The following is a 20,205-nucleotide window of genomic DNA, read 5'->3' as shown; positions in this document are numbered from 1 at the left end:
GGTGACCGACCGGGCGGGCCGGCAGCGGTCGCCCATGGGCGCGCCCGGGAACCCGGCACACCCATGGGGAGTTCACAGAGACCGCCCTGGTTTCGCACAGCGGACGCTCATAGCTTCTGCCTTGTCAAAGAACGCACCACGCACCGGCAAAGATCGAGTAACCACCAACAGGGGGCAGGGCCATGCACGGACACCACGACGACGAAGTCCACGAGCACGACAGGGGCCTCTCCTACGACCTCCCCGTCCTCGCCCGCCGCCGGATGATCCGGCTGATGGCGGGGGCGAGCCTGATACCGCTGGTGGGCTGCTCGGCCGACGACGAGACCTCCGCCTCCTCATCCACCGCATCCTCCCCGTCTTCCTCTTCCTCCTCCAGCAGCTCGTCCTCGTCGTCCGCCGAGTGCGCGACGATCCCGAACGAGACGGCCGGTCCGTACCCCGGTGACGGCTCGAACGGCGTGAACGTCCTGAAGGAGAGCGGTGTCGTACGGAGCGACATCAGGTCGAGCTTCGGCGACTCGGCGGGCGGCACCGCCGAGGGCGTGCCCCTGACGATCACGCTCACGGTCGTCGACGCCGCCTCCGGCTGCGGCACCGCCAAGGAGGGTGCCGCCGTCTACCTGTGGCATTGCGACCGGGAGGGCAACTACTCCCTGTACTCGGAGGGCGTCACCGAGGAGAACTACCTGCGCGGGGTCCAGGAGACCGACGACAAGGGCCAGGTCACCTTCACCAGCATCTTCCCCGCCTGCTACACGGGCCGCTGGCCGCACATCCACTTCGAGGTCTACGGCAGCCTGGACGACGCCACGGCGGCGACGTCCATCACGAACACCTCGCAGCTCGCGTTCCCGAAGGACGTCTGCGACACGGTGTACGCGACGGACGGCTACAGCCAGAGCGTGTCCAACCTGAGCCAGCTCTCGCTGGAGACGGACGGCATCTTCAGCGACGGATACGACCAGCAGCTGGCGACCATGACGGGTAGCGTCGGCAAGGGCTACACAGCGACGCTCACGGTTCCGGTGTAGGGCTCAGGGCCCTGCGCGCCGTGCGGCTTCCGGTCTAACTCGTCACAGATGCCCGTTCGGGGTTGCGTCTTATTACCGACGGGTAGCATCATCGTAGCTACTTGCTGGTACGTGAAACGAGGCTGCGAGTTCTCCGAAGTGCTTCGGCCTCCCCGATCCCTTACGGAGCCGTCGCCATGGGGCACTACAAGTCGAATCTCCGCGACATCGAGTTCAACCTCTTCGAGGTGCTCGGGCGCGACAAGCTGTACGGCACCGGCCCGTTCGCGGAGATGGACGTCGAGACCGCCAAGAGCATCCTCGAGGAGCTGACCAGGCTCTCGGAGAACGAGCTCGCCGAGTCCTTCGCGGACGCCGACCGCAACCCGCCGGTCTTCGACCCGGAGACCAACACCGCGCCCGTACCGGCATCCTTCAAAAAATCGTACAAAGCCTTCATGGACTCCGAGTACTGGCGTCTGGGCCTGCCCGAGGAGATCGGCGGCACGACCGCCCCCGCGTCCCTGATCTGGGCGTTCGCGGAGCTGATCCTCGGCGCGAACCCGGCTGTCTGGATGTACTCGTCCGGCCCGGCCTTCGCGGGGATCCTCTACGACGAGGGCAACGACGTACAGAAGAAGATCGCCCAGATCGCGGTGGACCGCACCTGGGGTTCGACCATGGTCCTCACCGAGCCCGACGCGGGCTCCGACGTGGGCGCCGGCCGCACCAAGGCGATCGAGCAGGAGGACGGCTCCTGGCACATCGAGGGCGTGAAGCGGTTCATCACGTCCGGTGAGCACGACATGGAGGAGAACATCCTTCACTACGTGCTGGCCCGTCCGAAAGGTGCCGGTCCGGGCACCAAGGGGCTCTCCCTCTTCCTCGTACCGAAGTACCTCTTCGACTTCGAGACCGGCGAGCTGGGCGAGCGCAACGGCGCCTACGCCACGAACGTCGAGCACAAGATGGGCCTCAAGGCTTCCAACACCTGCGAGATGACCTTCGGCGACCGCCACCCCGCCAAGGGCTGGCTGATCGGCGACAAGCACGACGGCATCCGCCAGATGTTCCGGATCATCGAGTTCGCCCGCATGATGGTCGGCACGAAGGCCATCTCGACGCTGTCGACCGGCTACCTCAACGCGCTCGAGTACGCCAAGGAGCGCGTCCAGGGCCCTGACCTGGCCGGCTTCATGGACAAGGCCGCGCCCAAGGTCACCATCACGCACCACCCGGACGTGCGTCGTTCGCTGATGACGCAGAAGGCGTACGCCGAGGGCATGCGCGCCCTTGTGCTGCACACCGCCTCCGTCCAGGACGAGATCGCGGTCCTGACCGCGGCGGGCGAGGACACCACGCAGCTGCACGCCCTCAACGACCTGCTCCTGCCGATCGTGAAGGGCTACGGCTCCGAGAAGGGCTACGAGCAGCTCGCGCAGTCCCTGCAGACCTTCGGCGGCTCCGGGTTCCTCCAGGAGTACCCGATCGAGCAGTACATCCGCGACGCCAAGATCGACACCCTGTACGAGGGCACCACCGCGATCCAGGGCCAGGACTTCTTCTTCCGGAAGATCGTCCGCAACCAGGGCGCGGCGCTGAACTCCCTCGCCGAGGACATCAAGAAGTTCCTCGCGCTCGGCACGGGCGGCGAGGAGCTCTCCGGGGCCCGCGAGCACCTCGCCAAGGCGGCCGTCGAGCTGGAGGCCATCGTCGGCCTGATGCTGACCGACCTCGCGGCGACCGAGCAGGACGTCAAGAACATCTACAAGGTGGGCCTCAACACGACCCGGCTGCTGATGGCCTCCGGTGACGTGGTCGTCGGTTACCTGCTGCTGCGCGGTGCCGCGGTCGCCGCCGAGAAGCTCGAGACGGCCTCGGCGAAGGACAAGCCCTTCTACTCCGGCAAGATCGCGGCCGCGAAGTTCTTCGCCGCCAACGTCCTGCCGGGCGTCACGGGTGCGCGCAAGCTCGCCGAGGGCGTGGACCTCGACCTGATGGACCTTGACGAGGCGGCGTTCTAACCGTTCGAAAGCCTGGCGGCCTCGCACCAAAGCCTCGCCGCGTCGCACTCCAGGACAGGGCGGACACTGACTGGAACCTGTCCTTCCAGTCAGGTGTCCGCCCTTCACAACCCCGTTACGAGGGCCCGTTCCCATCCCCGGGAGCGGGCCCTCGGGCGTCGTTAAGGTGAACCCCATGAGCACTCCCTCAAGCTTCGACCGCGGCCACACCGACGACCTCATGCCCTTCCTGGCGGCGAGCCCGACGCCGTACCACGCCGTGGCGAACGCCGCCGAGCGGCTGGAGAAGGCCGGATTCCGTCAGGTCGCCGAGACCGACGCGTGGGAGGGGACGAGCGGCGGGAAGTACGTGCTGCGCGGGGGTGCTCTCGTCGCCTGGTACGTCCCTGAGGGTGCCGAGCCGCACACGCCGTTCCGGATCGTGGGCGCGCACACCGACTCCCCCAACCTGCGGGTGAAGCCGCGCCCGGACAGCGGGGCGCACGGCTGGCGGCAGGTGGCCGTGGAGATCTACGGCGGGCCGCTGCTGAACTCCTGGCTGGACCGGGACCTCGGCCTGGCGGGACGCCTTTCGCTGCGGGACGGCTCGACGCGCCTGGTGAACATCGACCGCGCCCTGCTGCGGGTGCCCCAACTCGCCGTCCACCTGGACCGTTCCGTGTCCACGGAGGGCCTGAAGCTGGACAAGCAGCGCCATCTGCAGCCCATTTGGGGCCTGGGCGAGGAGGTGCGCGACGGCGACCTGATCGCGTTCCTGGAGGAGGAGTCGGGCCTGGCCGCCGGCGAGGTGACCGGCTGGGACCTGATGACCCACTCCGTCGAGCCGCCCTCCTACCTGGGCCGCGACAGGGAGCTCCTTGCCGGCCCGCGCATGGACAACCTGCTGTCCGTGCACGCCGGTACGGCGGCCCTCGCGGCGGTCGCGACGGCCGACGCCGGTCAGCAGTACCTCCCGTACATCCCCGTGCTCGCCGCCTTCGACCACGAGGAGAACGGCTCGCAGAGCGACACGGGTGCGGACGGGCCGCTCCTCGGCAGCGTCCTGGAGCGCTCGGTGTTCGCGCGCGGGGGCTCGTACGAGGACCGGGCGCGCGCCTTCGCAGGCACCGTCTGTCTGTCCTCGGACACCGGCCACGCCGTCCACCCCAACTACGCGGAGCGGCACGACCCGACGCACCACCCGCGCGCGGGCGGCGGCCCCATCCTCAAGGTGAACGTCAACAACCGCTACGCCACGGACGGTTCGGGCCGCGCGGTCTTCGCCGCCGCCTGCGAGAAGGCCGGCGTGCCCTTCCAGTCCTTCGTCTCCAACAACTCGATGCCCTGCGGCACCACCATCGGCCCGATCACCGCGGCCCGCCACGGCATCAAGACCGTCGACATCGGGGTCGCCATCCTGTCCATGCACAGCGCCCGTGAACTGTGCGGCGCGGACGACCCGTTCCTGCTGGCGAACGCGATGGTGGCGTTCCTGGAGGGCTAGCCTCCGGATGCTTCCGCATGCCCTGGGGCGAGCCGGGTACCCGGAGTGGGCCAGGAACGACGCCGAGTTGGCTACAAGGAGGCGACATCCATGGGCTTGGGCGGATGCATCATTCTGATCGCCGCAGGAGCGATCCTCACGTTCGCGACCGACTGGGACATGCAGGGGGTCAACCTCGACCTGGTCGGCCTCATCTTCATGATCGTCGGACTGATCGGCGTGGCGACGTTCAGCAGCGTCGCCAGGCGGAGGCGCGTGGTCATGGGGGCCGGCACCCCGGTGATCGACGAGGAACGTCCGCACCGGGGCGGCTACCGCGACGGACACGGCGCGTAAGTGGACGCTAGGCGAGAGCGTGCCCTGTCGTCGCGTCCACGTGGTCCGGTACCTCGTCGTGGCGGTCGCCGACGGTGAGGGTGCCGGTGGGCTCGAACATCAGGATCGAGGTGGGCTGTGGGGCGTACGGCCTGTGTTCGGTGCCGCGCGGGACGGTGAAGACCGAGCCCTTGGGGAGTACGACGGTCCGCTCGCCGGCCGCCTCCCGGAGCGCGATGTGCAGTTCGCCCTCGACCACCAGGAAGAACTCGTCCGTGTGGTCGTGCACGTGCCAGACGTGCTCCCCTTCGACCTTCGCGACGCGTACGTCGTAGTCGTTGACGGAGGTGACGATGCGGGGGCTCCACAGGTCGGTGAAGGAGGCGAGGGCGGTGGGGAGGGAGACGGGTTCGTTGGCCATGCCGTCATCCTCGGCGGTGGCCCGGCATCCCGGTGAGTGCTAGAAATCGCATATGCCGCAAGGATCCTCGCAGCACGTACCGCCGGGACGGCCGCCGCACCGGATCGCCGTGATCGTCGACGAGAGCACCAACCCCTTCGAGGTCGGTGTCTCGACAGAGCTGTTCGGGCTGCCGCGCCCCGAACTCGGGCTGCCCCAGCCGCTGTACGACCTGACCCTGTGCACACCCACGCCCGGGGTCCGGATGAATCACGGGTTCTTCACCCTGACCGGAGTGCCGGGGCTGGAAGCGGTGGACGACGCGGACACCCTGATCGTCCCGGGCCGCCCCGACAACGTCGTCCCGCGTGACGCCACCGTGCGCGAGGCCATCCGGCGCACCCATGCGCGCGGCGCCCGTGTCGTGAGCTTCTGCACCGGCGCCTTCGCGCTCGCCGAGGCGGGGCTGCTCGACGGGCGCCGGGCGACCACGCACTGGCGCTGGGCGGACTCCTTCCGCGAGCTCCATCCGCAGGTCCTGCTGGAGCCCGACGTGCTCTTCGTGGACGAGGGCGACGTGCTGACGGCAGCCGGCAGCGCGGCCGCACTGGATCTCGGGCTCCACCTCATCCGGCGCGACCACGGCGCCGAGATCGCCAACGCGGTGTCCCGGCGGCTGGTGTTCGCCGCTCACCGCGACGGCGGGCAGCGGCAGTTCGTCGAGCGTCCCGTGCCCGACGTACCGGACGAGTCGCTCGCCCCGCTGCTGGCGTGGGCGCAGGAGCGGATCGACGAACCGCTCACGATCGCGGACCTGGCGTCCCGGGCGGCGGTCAGCCCGGCGACCCTGCACCGGCGCTTCCGGGCGCAGCTCGGCACGACCCCGCTGGCGTGGCTCACCGGTGAGCGGGTCGCGCTGGCCTGCCGGCTCATCGAGCGCGGGGAGGAACGGCTCGACGTCGTCGCCGAACGCAGTGGTCTGGGGACCGCCGCGAACCTGCGGGAGCGGGTGCGGCGGGCGACAGGACTCAGCCCGTCGGCCTATCGGCGGCGTTTCGGACCGCCCGCCGGGGAAGCGGTGATGGCATGAGATACCTCGTACGCGACCGGCTCCTCGGCTTCGGAGACGACTACTGGATCGAGGACGACCACGGCAACAAGGTCTTCCTCGTCGACGGCAAGGCCATGCGGCTGCGGGACACCTTCGAGCTGAAGGACACGCGGGGGCGCGTCCTCATCGACATCCACCAGAAGATGCTCGCCCTGCGCGACACGATGATCATCGAGCGGGACGGAGACCCGCTGGCGACGATCAAGCGCAAACGGCTGTCGCTGCTGCGCAACCACTACCGGGTGTCCCTGGTGGACGGCACCGAACTCGACGTCAGCGGCAAGATCCTCGACCGCGAGTTCGCCGTCGACTACGACAACGAACTCCTGGCCCAGATCTCCCGCCGCTGGCTCCACATCCGCGAGACGTACGGCGTCGACGTCGTACGAGACGACGCGGACCCGGCACTGATGATCGCGGTAGCGGTATGCGTGATCCACCTGGCGGAGAAGGAACGGGGGGAGGACTGACACCGCAGCCGTCATAGCTGTGGGCATGCGTGCCGCTGCAACCGTCCCCGCTGTGGGCATGCGCGCCGCAAGGGGCGGCAGCCCACCCACCCGCGTCCGTCATAGCTGTGGGCATGCGTGCCGCTAGGGGCGGCACGGGTGGGCACAGCGGCACCCTGCAAGCGCAGGCAAGCGCACCCACCCCGACCCCAGCCCCCACCCTGGGCAACCGGCAAATCAGCGCCGCGGGACCTCAAGCCCCAGCACCCGATCCTTCAGCGCCGGGAACTGCGACCGGGTAACCCCGACCCTCCCCGGGTCGAACTCCACCGTGAGGACCTCCTCGCCGGCCCCCGCCTCCGCGAGAACCTCACCCCACGGATCGACCACGATGGAGTACCCGGCCTGGGGAACTCCCGCATGCGCACCAGCCGTTCCACAGGCAAGGACATACGCCTGGTTCTCAACAGCACGCGCCTGCGCAAGCAGCGTCCAGTGCGACCGCCGCCGCTCGGGCCAGCCGGCCGCCAGCACAAGCGTCTCGGCACCCGCATCGACAAGCCCACGGAAGAGCTCGGGAAAACGAAGGTCGTAGCAGGTGGCAAGACCGAGGGTGGTCTCCGGCAGCCGGACGGTCACCAGCTCGCCCCCCGCCCCCATCAGCACGGCCTCACCCTTGTCGAAGCCGAACCGGTGAATCTTCCGGTAGGAGGCGGCCAGCTCTCCGGAGGGAGAGAAGACGAGGGAGGTGTTGTAGAGAGGTCCTTCGGGGGACCGCTCGGGAATCGACCCCGCGTGCAGCCAGACGCCCGCGTCACTCGCCGCCTTGGCCATCACCTCGTACGTGGGCCCCTCCAGCGGCTCGGCCTCCGCGCCGAACCCCTCGTACGCGAACGCCCCCGTGGTCCACAGCTCGGGCAGCACCACAAGATCGGCACCGGCCTGCTCCCGTACCAGAGCCGCCACACGCACACGCCGCGAATCGACGGATTCGGTCTCGTTTACGTCGATCTGGAGGAGAGAGGCGCGCACACTACCACCGTCCTGGCATTCGAGCCGTTGATACGGGCCTACGATCGTCACACCAAAGCACTGCCGGGGTGCCTCACAGCAGCGTAACTTAGCGTCCCAAGACACCCGCTGCCTCTGCACTGCCCGCGTCCAACCGCCCGAGGGGTCCCGTTCCGTGAGTCTGCATCCCAGCCTTCAGTCCTACGCCGACGCCTGGACCCACTCCGTGGAAGCGATATCCGAACTGGTGTCGCCGCTTGTGGAAGGCGAGTGGAACAGGCGGACGCCATGCCCGGGCTGGTCGGTGCGGGACCTCGTCTCGCACGTCATCGGCCTCGACTGCGAGATGCTCGGCGACCCGCGCCCGATCCACACGCTCCCGCGCGACCTGTACCACGTGACGAACGAACACCAGCGGTACATGGAGATGCAGGTCGACGTACGCCGTCACCACACCGCTCCGGAGATGACCTCCGAGCTGGAGTACACGATCATCCGCCGCAACCGTCAGCTGCGGAACGAGACCCGGCAGCCCGACACCAAGGTGCGCGGCCCCCTCGGCACCGAGGTCACCCTCGAACACGCCATGCGGAACCGGGCGTTCGACGTCTGGGTGCACGAGCAGGACCTGCGCGCCGCCCTCGGCCGGCCCGGGAACCTCGACTCCCCGGGCGCGTACATCGTCCGCGACGGGCTGCTCGCCGCGCTCCCGAGAGTCGTCGCCAAGGAAGCGGGGGCGCCCGCGAATTCGGCGGTGGTCTTCGACATCCACGGGCCCGTCGAGTTCCTCCGGACGGTCCGGGTGGACGCCGAAGGCAACGGCAAGGTGGACGGCGCACCCTCCCTGGGCCCGGCCGCCACCCTCACCCTCGACTGGGAGACGTTCTACCGCCTGGCCTGCGGCCGCGTGACCACCGAGGCGGTAGCCGACCGCATCAAGACGGAGGGCGACCCGGAACTGACGGCGGCGATCCTGAGGAACTTCACGGTCACCAAGTAGTTTCAGCCCCTCCGGCGTTTGAGGAGCGAGGTCTGGGGCGGAGCCCCAGGAACGGGACGGGTAGGGGCGGAGGGGGCGAAAACAGCCCCCCACCCCCACCACCTACGCCGGAACGTGCACCGTCTCCACCCGACTAGCAACCAACCGCTCCCGCTCCCTCCGAGCCGCCTGCTTCCGCAACCGGAAGACCTGGCTCAGCCCGACCGCCTGAAGCACGAACACGGCGGAGAAGGCGACCCGGTAGTTGTCCCCGGTGGCATCCAGCAGCACACCGATCGCCAGCAGCGTGGTCATGGAGGCGACGAAGCCCCCCATGTTGGTGATCCCGGACGCGGTCCCCTGCCGCTCGGGCGGATTCGCGGGCCGCGCGAAGTCGAACCCCAGCATGGACGCCGGCCCACAGGCACCCAGCACCACGCACAGCACGATGAGCACCCACATCGGCGCGTACTCACCGGGGTACACCAGCACCCCCGCCCAGACGACCGAGGTCGCGGCAACCGTGCCGAGCGCGAGCGGCAGCCGAGCCGCATGATGCCGGGCGACGACCTGCCCGTACACAAGTCCGACGACCATGTTGGACAGCACGACGAGCGTCAGCAGTTCACCGGCGGTGGCCCGCGACAGCCCCTCCGCCTCGACGAGGAACGGCAGGCCCCACAGCAGCAGGAACACCATCGCCGGGAACTGCGTGGTGAAGTGCACCCACATCCCGAGCCGGGTCCCGGGCTCCCGCCAGGACGCCGCGATCTGGCGCCGGACGTACGCGGCCCCCTGGTGCGGGAACGGCTCCGGCTCGTGACCCTCGGGATGGTCCTTCAGGAACAGCAGCATGAGGACGAGGACGACGACACCGGCACCCGCACTGCCCGCGAACGCCGCCGTCCACCCCACTCCGTGCAGCAGCCGGGCGATCACCAGCGTCGAGACGAGGTTGCCCGCCATCCCCGCAAGTCCCGCGAGCTGCGCGACGAGCGGCCCGCGCCGGGCGGGGAACCAGCGTGTACCGAGCCGCAGGATGCTGATGAAGGTCATCGCGTCGCCGCAGCCCAGCAGCGCGCGCGAGGCGAGCGCCATCCCGTACGAGGGAGAGAACGCGAAGCCCAACTGCCCTGCCGTGAACAGCACTGCGCCGATGGTCAGCACCTTCTTGGTGCCGAGCCTGTCGACCAGCAGGCCCACCGGTATCTGCATGCCCGCGTAGACGAGGAGCTGGAGGATCGAGAAGGTGGAGAGGGCGGAGGCGTTGACGTGGAAGCGGTCCGCGGCGTCCAGGCCGGCCACGCCCAGGGACGTACGGAAGATGACGGCGACGAAATAGACGGAGACGCCTACGCCCCAGACGGCGAGGGCGCGCCGCCCGCCGGGCGGATCCCCGGGCAGCGTGGCCGAGGAACTCATCGGACCTCGCCCCGCGCCAGGTTGGAGAACCAGCTGACGTGCCCGTGGATGAGGCCGACGACCGCTTCCGCGTCACCGGCGCGCAGCGCCTCAAGGATCTGCTCGTGCTCGGAGAGCGTCTTGGTGATCCGGTCGGGGTGGGCGTGCATCACGGCCACGCCCATCCTCAACTGCCGGTCGCGGAGCTGGTCGTAGAGGCGGGAGAGGATCTCGTTGCCGCCGCTGCGGACGATCTCGGCGTGGAAGCAGCGGTCGGTGACGGCAGCGGCGGCCAGGTCCCCGGCGGCGGCCTGCTCCTTCTGCTCGGCGAGGAGTTCTTCCAGGCGGGCGAGGAGCCGCGGTGATGCCGGTACGGCCTTGCGCGCCGCGTGTCCCTCGACGAGCTGCCGGGTCTCGACGACGTCCGCGATCTCCTGGGCGGAGACGGGCAGGACCAGTGCGCCCTTCTTCGGGTAGAGCTTGATCAGCCCTTCGACCTCGAGCCGGAGCAGCGCCTCGCGGACCGGCGTGCGCGAGACTCCCACGGCCTCGGCGAGCTCGCCCTCGGTGAGCAACGTCCCGCCCTCGTAACGGCGTTCCAGGACACCCTGCTTGACGTGCGCGTAGACGCGCTCGGCGGCGGGGGGTTGTTTCGCGGGCGCGGGCCGGGTTGCTGCGGGGGACGGGGCGGAGGACATGAGCACAGCATAGATACAACACGTACGCATGGTCGCGTCGTTCCAGAATGCGGACGCCCCGATTCGTGATCGAACGTCTCTCCAATAAAGCGCACAACCTTTCGTGCTACTTACGTGTCACACGAGAGGCGGCTCTCCCATGTGGCCGCGCTCCTTGGGCATTTAACGTAATCGGGGTAGGAAACTTGATAACCGGCATTAAGGGCACGCGCGTCCGCAGAGCTGCCGCCGTCGTCGTCACGACCGGCGCCATGATCGCGACCGGAGCCCTCGGCGCGGCTCCCGCACAAGCCCTCACCACGCCCACGATCGCCGCCAAGGGCGGCTACGTGATGAACAACGCAACGGGCACGGCCCTCTACTCGAAGGCCGGGAACACCAAGCTCCCCACCGGCTCCACCACCAAGATCATGACCGCCAAGGTCGTGCTCACGCAGGCGAACCTCAACCTGGACGCCAAGGTCACCATCCAGAAGGCGTACAGCGACTACATCGTCGCCAACAACGCCTCCTCGGCCCGTCTGATCGTCGGCGACAAGGTCACCGTCCGCCAGCTCCTGTACGGGCTGATGCTGCCGTCCGGCTGCGACGCCGCGTACGCGCTCGCCGACAAGTTCGGCACGGGCACGACGCGCTCCGCCCGCGTGAAGTCGTTCATCGCCAAGATGAACGCCAAGGCCAGCCAGCTCGGCCTGACGAACACGCACTTCGACTCGTTCGACGGCATCAGCAACGGCTCCAACTACTCGACGCCGAAGGACCTGACGAAGCTCGCCAGCAGCACGATGCTGAGCTCCACGTTCAAGACGATCGTGAAGACGAAGTCGTACACGGCGAAGACCGTCACGAAGACCGGCTCCACCCGCACCATGGCGGCCTGGACCAACACGAACGGTCTGCTCGGCACCTACAGCGGCACGATCGGCGTGAAGACCGGCTCCGGCGCCCAGGCCAAGTACTGCCTCGTCTTCGCCGCCACGCGCAACGGCAAGACCGTCATCGGCACGGTTCTCGCGTCCACGTCCATCACGGCCCGTGAGTCGGACGCGAAGAAGCTGATGAACTACGCCTTCGCCAAGTAGGTCCCGGGCACAGAAGTAGCTTTCGGGCGTACGGGCAGCAGCCCGTCGCACACGAGAAGGGGGCCCGCCGCGGAAGTGCGGCGGGCCCCCTTCTCGTTCCCTACGCCCAGGTGATCAGCCGCTTGGGCTGCTCCAGGATCGCCGCCACATCGGCGAGCACCTTGGAGCCCAGCTCGCCGTCCACCAGGCGGTGGTCGAAGCTCAGCGCGAGCGTGGTGACCTGGCGGGGCTTGACCTTGCCCTTGTGGACCCACGGCTGGAGCTTGATCGCGCCGACGGCGAGGATCGCGGACTCGCCGGGGTTGAGGATCGGCGTGCCGGTGTCGACGCCGAAGACGCCGACGTTGGTGATGGTGACCGTGCCGCCCTGCATCGCGGCCGGGGAGGTCTTGCCCTCACGGGCCGTGGAGACCAGCTCGCCGAGAGACTGAGCCAGTTGCGGCAGGGTCTTGGCGTGCGCGTCCTTGATGTTCGGGACAAGCAGGCCGCGCGGGGTCGCCGCTGCGATGCCCAGGTTCACATAGTGCTTGAGGACGATCTCCTGGGCGGCCTCGTCCCAGGACGCGTTGACGTCCGGGTTGCGCTTGATGGCGACCAGCAGGGCCTTGGCGATGAGGAGTAGCGGATTCACCCGCAGACCCTGCATCTCCTTGTCCTGCTTGAGCTCCTCGACCAGCTTCATCGTGCGCGTCACGTCGACCGTCACGAACTCGGTGACGTGCGGCGCGGTGAACGCCGAGCCGACCATCGCGGCCGCCGTGGCCTTGCGGACACCCTTGACCGGGATACGGGTCTCGCGTGCCGTGTCGTACGAGGCGACCGGGGCGAGGGCCTGGACGGGCGCGGCCGGGGTCTGCTGGACGACCGGCTCCGGAGCGGTCGGCGCCGGAGCCACCGCCGCGTGCACGTCCTCGCGCGTGATGACGCCGTCCGGGCCGGACGGGGTGATCGTCGCCAGGTCGACGCCGAGGTCCTTGGCGAGCTTGCGGACCGGGGGCTTGGCCAGCGGACGGGCCGCCACGGGCGCGGAGGGCCCGTGTCCGTTCAGCTCGCCTTGGACGGCCTGGATCGCCGAAGCCGCGTAGACCGGCTCGGGTGCCTGGGCGGGAACCTCGGCCCCCTTGCGGGCACGGCGCTTGGTGGAGGACTCGGCGACGCCGTAGCCGACGAGGACCGGGGTGCGGCCCTCGGACTTCGGCTTCCCTGCGGCAGGCGCTTCGACAGGCGCCGCGGCGGCCTCCGCCGCAGGCGGGCCCGCCTCTCCGGCCACCTGCACCGCGATGATCACCTGGCCCACGTCCACCGTCGTCCCCTCGGGGAAGCGGAGTTCGCGCACCACACCGTCGTACGGGATGGGCAGCTCCACGGCGGCCTTGGCGGTCTCGACCTCGCAGACCACCTGGCCGTCGGTGACCTGGTCACCGGGCTGTACGTACCACTTGAGGATCTCCGCCTCGGTGAGCCCCTCGCCCACATCGGGCATCTTGAACTCGCGGAGTCCCGACGCGTTCTCGGTCATCGTCGTCACGACCCTCTCCTCAGTACGCAAGCGAGCGGTCGACGGCGTCGAGCACCCGGTCCAGGCCCGGAAGGTACTCGTCCTCCAGGCGTGCCGGCGGGTAGGGGGCGTGGTAGCCGCCGACCCGCAGGACGGGTGCCTCCAGGTGGTAGAAGCACCGCTCCGTGATGCGGGCGGCGATCTCCGCGCCCGTGCCGAGGAACACCGGTGCCTCGTGCACCACGACCAGACGGCGGGTCTTCTCCACCGAGGTCTGGACGGAGTCGAAGTCGAGCGGGGACATCGAGCGCAGGTCCAGGACCTCGATCGACTTGCCCTCCTCCTGGGCGGCCGCCGCGGCCTCCAGGCACACCTTCACCATCGGGCCGTACGCGACGAGGGTCAGGTCGGTGCCCTCGCGCACCACGCGCGCCTTGTGCAGGGGTCCGGGGATCGCCTCCGTGTTGACCTCGGACTTGTCCCAGTAGCGCCGCTTCGGCTCGAAGAAGATCACCGGGTCGTCGCTCTGGATCGCCTGCTGCATCATCCAGTAGGCGTCGGACGCGTTCGACGGGGAGACCACCTTGAGGCCCGACACGTGCGCGAACAGCGCCTCAGGCGACTCCGAGTGGTGCTCGACCGCGCCGATGCCACCGCCGTACGGAATGCGGATGACGACGGGGAGCTTGATCTTGCCGAGCGCCCGCGCGTGCATCTTCGCGAGCTGCGTGACGATCTGGTCGTAGGCGGGGAAGACGAAACCGTCGAACTGGATCTCCACCACCGGGCGGTAGCCGCGCAGCGCGAGGCCGATCGCCGTGCCGACGATGCCCGACTCGGCGAGCGGGGTGTCGATGACCCGGTCCTCGCCGAAGTCCTTCTGGAGTCCGTCGGTGACCCGGAAGACTCCGCCGAGCTTGCCGACGTCCTCGCCCATGATCAGGACCTTGGGGTCGGTCTCCAGGGCCGTGCGCAGCGACTCGTTGATCGCCTTGGCCAGCGCCATCTTTTCAGCGGTCATCGCTACTTGTCCTCCCCTTCGTCCGCGAACGACGCCTGGTAGGCGGCGAACTGGGCCCGCTCCTCGTCGACGAGCGCGTGCCCGTCCGCGTACACGTTCTCGAAGATGGCGAAGTGGTCCGGGTCCGGCATGGCCCGTACGACGTCGCGTACTCGTTTGCCCAACGTCTCGCTCTCGGCTTCGAGTTCCGCGAAAAATCCCTCGTCCGCGTGGTTTGAGGCCTCGAGATACGCGCGCATGCGCAGGATCGGGTCCTTCGCCTCCCAGGACTCGGTCTCCTCGTCGGCCCGGTACTTGGTCGGGTCGTCGGAGGTGGTGTGCGCGCCCATGCGGTAGGTGTACGCCTCGACGAGGGTGGGGCCCTCGCCCCGGCGGGCCCGCTCAAGCGCCCACTTCGTGACGGCCAGGCAGGCGAGGACGTCGTTGCCGTCGACGCGGACGCCCGGGAAGCCGTAGCCCTGCGCGCGCTGGTAGAGCGGGACACGGGTCTGCTTCTCGGTCGGCTCGGAGATGGCCCACTGGTTGTTCTGGCAGAAGAACACGACGGGGGCGTTGTAGACCGCGGAGAAGGTGAACGATTCGGCGACGTCGCCCTGGCTGGAGGCGCCGTCCCCGAAGTACGCGATCACGGCCGAGTCGGCGCCGTCCTTGGTGATGCCCATGGCGTAGCCGGTGGCGTGCAGGGTCTGCGAGCCGATGACGATCGTGTACAGGTGGAAGTTGTTGGTGTTCGGGTCCCAGCCGCCGTTGTTCACGCCGCGGAACATGCCGAGCAGGTTGGTCGGGTCGACCCCGCGGCACCAGGCCACGCCGTGCTCGCGGTAGGTCGGGAAGACGTAGTCGTCCTCGCGGGTGGCCCGCCCTGAGCCGATCTGGGCGGCCTCCTGGCCGAGCAGAGAGGCCCACAGGCCCAGCTCGCCCTGGCGCTGCAGGGAGGTGGCCTCGGCGTCGAAACGGCGGGTCAGCACCATGTCCCGGTACAGGCCGCGCAGCTCTTCGGGGGTGATGTCGGCGACGTACGGGTCGTACGTGGCGTCCTTGACCCGCTTGCCCTCGGGGGTCAGCAGCTGAATGAGTTGAGTGTCTGCGCCCGGTGACTTGTTTGCGCCGGTGCGCTTGGCACCGGTCGCGGCGCGCTTCGTTCCGGTCGTGCCGGTGCTTGCGGCGCTCTTCGTACCGGCGCTGCGTCGCGGCTTCTGCGCGGCAGTGCTCTCCACGGTCACGTGTGCTCCTCCGTCGGTCCGGCCCCCGGGGTTGCCGGTCGGCCAGTGCGGCTCGCCTGTTCCAGTACCCGTGCACGGGGTGGGTGCACTCGGCCGGGAACAGGCGTGACAGGTGCCCCGGCGAGCGCCCTGCAACAGCCACGTTACCCAGTGCTTCACAATTCTGTGAAACCCCTCCTGACCTGCGATTTTGCTCGGATTTCCAACTACTTTTTAGTCGGATTTCCAAGTACTTCGCCTCGGTCGGGAACAGCCGCTGGTCACAGCGTTGGTAACAGCCTTGCAGGGGGCCGGAACACCGGCACGTTATCCCGGCCACCCCGGGCTCGGGAAGAGTTCACCCCGGGGCAGGGCCAATGATCGTGTGTGACACTGACACCGTGCCTGAAAACGGGAAAATCACCGTATTTCTACTCGATGATCACGAGGTGGTCCGGCGCGGCGTCCATGAGCTGCTCTCGGTGGAGGACGACATCGAGGTGGTCGGCGAGGCGGGCACGGCGGCCGACGCCCTGGTACGGATTCCGGCCACCCGCCCGGACGTCGCCGTCCTGGACGTACGGCTCCCGGACGGCAGCGGCGTGGAGGTCTGCCGCGAGATCCGGTCCCAGGACGAGGACATCAAGTGCCTGATGCTGACCTCGTACGCCGACGACGAGGCCCTTTTCGACGCGATCATGGCGGGCGCCTCGGGCTATGTGCTCAAGGCCATCCGCGGCAACGAACTGCTCTCGGCCGTACGTGATGTCGCCGCCGGGAAGTCCCTGCTCGACCCGGTGGCCACCGCCCGCGTCCTGGAGCGGCTGCGCGACGGGGGCGGCGCCAAGAGCGACGACAAGCTCGCGCACCTCACCGAGCAGGAGCGCAAGATCCTCGACCTGATCGGCGAGGGCCTCACCAATCGCGTGATCGGCGAACGGCTGCACCTCGCCGAGAAGACGATCAAGAACTATGTGTCGAGCCTGCTGGCCAAACTGGGGATGGAGCGGCGGTCCCAGGCGGCCGCCTATGTCGCACGTCTGCAGGCGGAGCAGCAGCAGCGGCACTAGTCACGCAGCCCGCAGTCACAGCCGCAGCGTCACTGGTCATTCGGCAGCAGTTCGGAAATCATTCGGAACCTTCGGGACTTATGGCCCCCCCTACAAGAGACGGGTGGCCCTTTGTTCCGGTCTCCCGGGTGCCGGAAATTGGTCCTATGCCCGACGAACAGCCGGCCGACGCCCAGCTCGCCGTGGAACTGATCGGCCGCACCGACTACGGCCGGGTGGCCACCAGCATGCGTGCGCTGCCCTTCCTCGCGTTCGCCCGGCACATCGTGGCCGACGGGCGCGTCCTGCTGCGGATGCCCCGGAACTGCGACTATCACCGGGCCTGCGCCGGCAGCGTCGTCGCGTACGGCACCGACAACCTGAGCTCCGCGCGGCCGGGGGAGAGTCTGTGGTCCGTGCAGATCGTCGGCCGGTGCGAGACGGTCGAGCCGACCGCGGCCCAGCTGGAGCGCTTCGGTCCCGCGCCGCGCCTGGTGGACGGCGAGCCCTACACACCGGTCTACCTGGGCATCGAGCCGCAGTTCTCCACCATGCATTCGACGGACGGTGGCCTTGAACGGCGGTTCCAGCACGTTCTGTGACCGATGTTGCCTATAGGGCGACTGTCTGTGACAAACGCAAGGTCAGGGGCCAGTTCAGTGCCCTAGCATCTGCCGCGTGCCGCGCTCTTCCGTACCACCCCCTGTGTCTTGCGCGCCCCCTCTGGGCGCCCTCCTCCGCCAGTACGCCGCCGGATCCGCACTGACCTGCGAACCCGTCGATGAGGGGCTGCTCAACCGCGGCTACCGGCTGTGCACCACCCGCGGCAGGTACTTCCTCAAGCACCATTTCGACCCCGAGACCGCCGACCCCGCCGCGATCGCCCGCCAGCACCGGGCGACCCAGCGCCTCGCCGACCTGGGCGTCCCGGTCGCCCCGCCGCTGACCGGCACCGACGGGCGCACGGTCGCCGTCGTCGGGGGTCACGCGTACGCGCTGCACCCGTGGGTCGACGGACGGCACCGGCACGGCGGCCAGCTCACCACGGAGCAGTGCGCGCGGCTGGGCGCGCTCCTGGGCGTCGTCCACGCGAGCCTGGAGCAGGTGATGCCGACCGAGGGACGCGGGCCCGCGAAGCCGGCCGACGGCGCCGACCCGGCCGACACCTTCACCCTCATCGACCACCTGCTCGCCCGGGTACGCCGACACCGACCGCCCGACGCCTTCGACGAACTGGCCCGGCACCGGCTCCTGGAACGGCGCGTCCTCCTGGAGCGGCATGCCGACCGGCGGCCTCCGCGGGGCGGCTCGGTGGGCTGGGTGCACGGCGACTTCCACCCGTTCAACCTGCTCTACCGCGACGGCGAACCGGCCGCGATCGTCGACTGGGACCGGCTGGGCGTCCAGCCCCGCGCCGAGGAGGCGGTACGCGCCGCGGTGATCTTCTTCGTGCAGCCGGTCGGTGCGCTCGACCTGGCCAAAGTGCGGGCCTACGCGCGCGCGTACTGGCGTACCGCGGGCGCGACCCCCTCCGAACTCGCCGCCGCCGTGCACCGGGTGTGGTGGGAGCGCCTCAACGACTTCTGGATACTGCGCTGGCACTACGAGCGCGGGGACACCCGCGCCGATCCGCAGTTCCCGGCGGCGTCGGCGCTGGCGGTGTGGTGGACGCGGGAGTACGAGACGGTGTGCGAGGCGTTCGCGGGGTGACCCGCGGATGCCACGCTGTGGGTCGCCGCAAACAGCACGCGCGCGTGGAGCCCGTTTCGGGCCACGCGCGCGTGAGGGTGTGTTCGGCTCGCCGGGTCAGCCGCCGGTCGAGCCGGCGGAGGTGTCACCGGTGACGCCGCCGGGGTCGGTCGGCTCCTCAGTGACCGGGTCCGTCGGCTCCGTGGTGGTCGGCTCGTCCGTCGGCTCCGTGGTGGTCGGCTCCGTGGTGGTCGGCTCGTCCGTGGGCTCGTCCGTCGGCTCGCTGCTGTAGCTCGGAGACGGCGTGTACGACGGCGTGTACTCCGAGCCGGAGCCATTACTGGTGTTGTCCGTCGACTCGTCGGTGGCGGTGTCCGTGGCCTCGTCGCTGGGGGTCGCGCTGGAGTCGCTGTCCTCGGTGGACGACGACGTCGCCGTGGGCGACTGCGTCGTGCCGGTCCCGCCGCCGTCGTCGCCGGTCTGGTTGAGCGCGAGCGCGACACCCGCCGCGATGGCGATCACCGCGAGGACCGCGAGGATCCACAGCTTGCCGCGGCCGCCGCCCTTGTTGCCGTGCCCCTCGAAGCCGCCGTCGTCCCCGCCGCCGTACCCGCTCGGCAGGATCGGCTGCGGAATCTGCGAGGTGCCGGAGTCGCTGGGATGCGGCAGCGCGGCCGTACCGGCGAAGCCCGCCGCCGGGGTGCGCGGCCCCCCGTGCATGTCGACAGGGCCGGTGTTCCAGGTGCCGGTGTGGCTGCCCTGGTCGTACAGCATCTGCAGCCCGTACTGGACGAGCCCGCGCATCTCCTCGGCGGTCTGGAACCGGTCGTCCGGCTCCTTCGCGAGCGAGCGCATGACGAGCCCGTCGAGCTCCGGCGGCGCCGCGTCCGAGACCTCGGACGGGGGCACCGGAATGTCCTGGACGTGCTGGTAGACCACAGACAGCGGCGTCTCGCCGGTGAACGGGGGCCGCAGCGCGAGGAGTTCGTAGAGGAGGCAGCCCGTCGCGTACAGGTCGGAGCGGTGGTCGACGGCCTTGCCGAGCGCCTGCTCCGGGGAGAGGTACTGCGGCGTGCCCATGACCATGCCGGTCTGGGTCATCGTCGACTGCGCGCCGTGCAGGGCGCGCGCGATGCCGAAGTCCATCACCTTCACCGCACCGGTGTCCGTGATGATCACGTTCGCCGGCTTGATGTCGCGGTGCACGATGCCGTGCTGGTGCGAGTAGGCGAGCGCCTCCAGGACACCGGAGACGATGATCAGCGCCTGCTCGGGCCCGGGGGCCTCGGCGTTGATCAGCAGATCGCGGATCGTGTGGCCCTCGACGATCTCCATCACGATGTACGGGACGACGCGGGAGCCGACCACGTCCTCGCCGGAGTCGTACACGGCGACGACAGCGTGGTGGTTGAGGCCGGCGACCGACTGGGCCTCGCGCGTGAAGCGGGCCTTGGAGACCGGGTCCTCGGCCAGGTCGGAGCGGAGCAGTTTGACCGCGACCGTGCGCCCCAGGCGTACGTCCTCGGCCGCGAACACCTCGGCCATGCCGCCCCGGCCCAGTCTGTGGGTCAGCCGATACCGGCCGTCGCCGACCAGCCCGCCGTTACCCCACAGCTCCGGCGCATCTGACATACCGCCGCCAGTCGCCTCGGGGTCGGACGGGCCCTGAGCGCGCTGCTGCTGTGCCATCAGTCCTCGCCGTCGTTTCTGCCCGCGGTCTGCGCGGTGGTTGTTACGGTCTCCGTCGGGCCACGCTACAGGCTCCGCGCAAGGCGCCGGT

The 20,205-nt window shown here is 69.4% G+C and carries 19 protein-coding genes; 11 read left to right on the top strand and 8 right to left on the bottom strand.

Going from position 1 to position 20,205, the window contains the following annotated elements; all coding sequences use genetic code 11:
* Positions 1-182: 182 nt before the first annotated feature.
* The 4 genes from OG219_RS24425 (at position 183) to OG219_RS24410 (ending at position 4,856) form a co-directional block, all read left to right on the top strand.
* Positions 183-1,034 carry an intradiol ring-cleavage dioxygenase gene (locus OG219_RS24425; protein ID WP_266829816.1) on the top strand — a complete coding sequence of 284 codons (852 nt, stop codon included), beginning with the start codon at positions 183-185 and terminating at the stop codon, positions 1,032-1,034.
* A gap of 176 nt (positions 1,035-1,210) precedes the next feature.
* Positions 1,211-3,037 carry an acyl-CoA dehydrogenase gene (locus tag OG219_RS24420; RefSeq protein ID WP_266829814.1) on the top strand — a complete coding sequence of 609 codons (1,827 nt, stop codon included), beginning with the start codon at positions 1,211-1,213 and terminating at the stop codon, positions 3,035-3,037.
* A 175-nt stretch (positions 3,038-3,212) separates the two neighbouring features.
* On the top strand, positions 3,213-4,520 hold the full coding sequence (locus OG219_RS24415) for a M18 family aminopeptidase (RefSeq protein ID WP_266829812.1): 1,308 nt from the start codon (positions 3,213-3,215) through the stop codon (positions 4,518-4,520).
* A gap of 90 nt (positions 4,521-4,610) precedes the next feature.
* Positions 4,611-4,856 (top strand): hypothetical protein, encoded by a 246-nt coding sequence (locus tag OG219_RS24410; RefSeq protein WP_266829810.1) that lies wholly within the window; start codon positions 4,611-4,613, stop codon positions 4,854-4,856.
* A 7-nt stretch (positions 4,857-4,863) separates the two neighbouring features.
* Here the strand turns inward: OG219_RS24410 and OG219_RS24405 are convergent, their stop codons facing one another.
* Positions 4,864-5,256, bottom strand: a complete 393-nt coding sequence (locus OG219_RS24405; protein ID WP_266829808.1) for a cupin domain-containing protein — start codon at positions 5,254-5,256, stop codon at positions 4,864-4,866.
* A gap of 52 nt (positions 5,257-5,308) precedes the next feature.
* Here OG219_RS24405 and OG219_RS24400 point away from each other — a divergent pair, with 52 nt between their 5' ends.
* Positions 5,309-6,325, top strand: a complete 1,017-nt coding sequence (locus tag OG219_RS24400; RefSeq protein WP_266829806.1) for a GlxA family transcriptional regulator — start codon at positions 5,309-5,311, stop codon at positions 6,323-6,325.
* Positions 6,322-6,816 (top strand): LURP-one-related/scramblase family protein, encoded by a 495-nt coding sequence (locus tag OG219_RS24395; RefSeq protein ID WP_266829804.1) that lies wholly within the window; start codon positions 6,322-6,324, stop codon positions 6,814-6,816. Before OG219_RS24400 ends, OG219_RS24395 begins: the two co-directional genes overlap by 4 nt.
* A gap of 216 nt (positions 6,817-7,032) precedes the next feature.
* Here the strand turns inward: OG219_RS24395 and OG219_RS24390 are convergent, their stop codons facing one another.
* Positions 7,033-7,827 (bottom strand): carbon-nitrogen family hydrolase, encoded by a 795-nt coding sequence (locus OG219_RS24390; protein ID WP_266829802.1) that lies wholly within the window; start codon positions 7,825-7,827, stop codon positions 7,033-7,035.
* Between the two features lie 154 nt (positions 7,828-7,981).
* Here OG219_RS24390 and OG219_RS24385 point away from each other — a divergent pair, with 154 nt between their 5' ends.
* Complete coding sequence (locus OG219_RS24385) at positions 7,982-8,806, top strand: maleylpyruvate isomerase family mycothiol-dependent enzyme (RefSeq protein WP_266829800.1); 825 nt, start codon at positions 7,982-7,984, stop codon at positions 8,804-8,806.
* Between the two features lie 102 nt (positions 8,807-8,908).
* Here the strand turns inward: OG219_RS24385 and OG219_RS24380 are convergent, their stop codons facing one another.
* Both OG219_RS24380 and OG219_RS24375 read right to left on the bottom strand, forming a co-directional pair.
* Positions 8,909-10,207, bottom strand: a complete 1,299-nt coding sequence (locus tag OG219_RS24380; protein ID WP_266829798.1) for a nitrate/nitrite transporter — start codon at positions 10,205-10,207, stop codon at positions 8,909-8,911.
* Positions 10,204-10,884 carry a GntR family transcriptional regulator gene (locus OG219_RS24375; RefSeq protein WP_266829796.1) on the bottom strand — a complete coding sequence of 227 codons (681 nt, stop codon included), beginning with the start codon at positions 10,882-10,884 and terminating at the stop codon, positions 10,204-10,206. Before OG219_RS24375 ends, OG219_RS24380 begins: the two co-directional genes overlap by 4 nt.
* A 185-nt stretch (positions 10,885-11,069) precedes the next feature.
* Between OG219_RS24375 and OG219_RS24370 the strand changes: the two genes are divergently transcribed.
* Positions 11,070-11,966 carry a D-alanyl-D-alanine carboxypeptidase family protein gene (locus tag OG219_RS24370; RefSeq protein ID WP_266829794.1) on the top strand — a complete coding sequence of 299 codons (897 nt, stop codon included), beginning with the start codon at positions 11,070-11,072 and terminating at the stop codon, positions 11,964-11,966.
* Between the two features lie 100 nt (positions 11,967-12,066).
* Here OG219_RS24370 and OG219_RS24365 read toward each other — a convergent pair whose 3' ends face one another.
* The 3 genes from OG219_RS24365 to pdhA are packed head-to-tail and all read right to left on the bottom strand — an operon-like array spanning position 12,067 to position 15,708.
* A complete protein-coding gene (locus OG219_RS24365) occupies positions 12,067-13,494 on the bottom strand; it encodes a dihydrolipoamide acetyltransferase family protein (RefSeq protein ID WP_266829792.1) in 1,428 nt (475 codons plus the stop codon).
* Positions 13,495-13,504: 10 nt separating this feature from the next.
* Complete coding sequence (locus tag OG219_RS24360; protein ID WP_266829790.1) at positions 13,505-14,485, bottom strand: alpha-ketoacid dehydrogenase subunit beta; 981 nt, start codon at positions 14,483-14,485, stop codon at positions 13,505-13,507.
* Between the two features lie 2 nt (positions 14,486-14,487).
* Complete coding sequence (pdhA, locus tag OG219_RS24355; RefSeq protein ID WP_266829788.1) at positions 14,488-15,708, bottom strand: pyruvate dehydrogenase (acetyl-transferring) E1 component subunit alpha; 1,221 nt, start codon at positions 15,706-15,708, stop codon at positions 14,488-14,490.
* A gap of 380 nt (positions 15,709-16,088) precedes the next feature.
* Here pdhA and OG219_RS24350 point away from each other — a divergent pair, with 380 nt between their 5' ends.
* The 3 genes from OG219_RS24350 (at position 16,089) to OG219_RS24340 (ending at position 18,446) form a co-directional block, all read left to right on the top strand.
* The gene (locus OG219_RS24350; protein WP_323183295.1) at positions 16,089-16,757 is read left to right on the top strand and encodes a response regulator transcription factor; all 669 of its coding nucleotides are present in this window, start codon (positions 16,089-16,091) and stop codon (positions 16,755-16,757) included.
* A 146-nt stretch (positions 16,758-16,903) separates the two neighbouring features.
* On the top strand, positions 16,904-17,338 hold the full coding sequence (locus OG219_RS24345; protein ID WP_266829784.1) for a pyridoxamine 5'-phosphate oxidase family protein: 435 nt from the start codon (positions 16,904-16,906) through the stop codon (positions 17,336-17,338).
* A 103-nt stretch (positions 17,339-17,441) separates the two neighbouring features.
* A complete protein-coding gene (locus tag OG219_RS24340) occupies positions 17,442-18,446 on the top strand; it encodes a phosphotransferase (protein WP_266836213.1) in 1,005 nt (334 codons plus the stop codon).
* A 96-nt stretch (positions 18,447-18,542) separates the two neighbouring features.
* Here OG219_RS24340 and OG219_RS24335 read toward each other — a convergent pair whose 3' ends face one another.
* A complete protein-coding gene (locus tag OG219_RS24335) occupies positions 18,543-20,114 on the bottom strand; it encodes a protein kinase (protein ID WP_266829782.1) in 1,572 nt (523 codons plus the stop codon).
* Positions 20,115-20,205 lie beyond the last annotated feature (91 nt).

This window comes from Streptomyces sp. NBC_00038, from assembly GCF_026343635.1.
In the GTDB taxonomy this organism is placed as follows: domain Bacteria; phylum Actinomycetota; class Actinomycetes; order Streptomycetales; family Streptomycetaceae; genus Streptomyces.
This window is presented reverse-complemented; position numbering and strand designations above follow the sequence as displayed.